Source organism: Lactobacillus sp. C449L, assembly GCF_059900815.1.
In genome coordinates this window covers 1-431 of the sequence record NZ_JBWXGA010000315.1, presented here as the reverse complement: position 1 = coordinate 431, position 431 = coordinate 1, and the positions used below count along the sequence as shown (strand labels likewise).

Here is a 431-nt window from a genome sequence, read left to right as displayed (position 1 = left end):
CCGCGGGACGGATCAGCCGGGTCGCCTATACCGGCTCCGGCGAGTTTCGCATCGAGGGGATCGATGTCGGCGACCAGGATGGCCGTGTCCGCATCGCGACGTTCAGTCTCGGCGGGATCTCGACGGGAGCCGCCTTGAAGGCCGCCCGGGAGCTCTCCGGGAAGAGCGAACTCACCCCGGGAGAAATGCGCCGCCTCCTCCCGACGATCGGGTCGGTTCGGCTGAGCGGGATCGAGGTCGAGATGAAGGCGGAGGGCAAGTCCGGAGCCGAAGCGACGCAGGTCTCGCTCGGTACCCTCGAGCTCCTGGCCGACAAGCCTGTCGAGGGGATTCCGACGGACCTTCGCCTGTCCCTGCGCAACCTTTCCGTCCCGGTCGCGGCCGCCGGGAAGGACGACGCGGCCAAGCAGCTCGCCAGCCTCGGCTACGAC

The 431-nt window shown here is 69.1% G+C and carries 1 protein-coding gene; it reads left to right on the top strand.

Going from position 1 to position 431, the window contains the following annotated elements; translation table 11 throughout:
* The coding region (locus AC2JF9_RS09560) for a hypothetical protein (RefSeq protein ID WP_500727313.1) at positions 1 to 431 on the top strand (431 nt) is incomplete at both ends.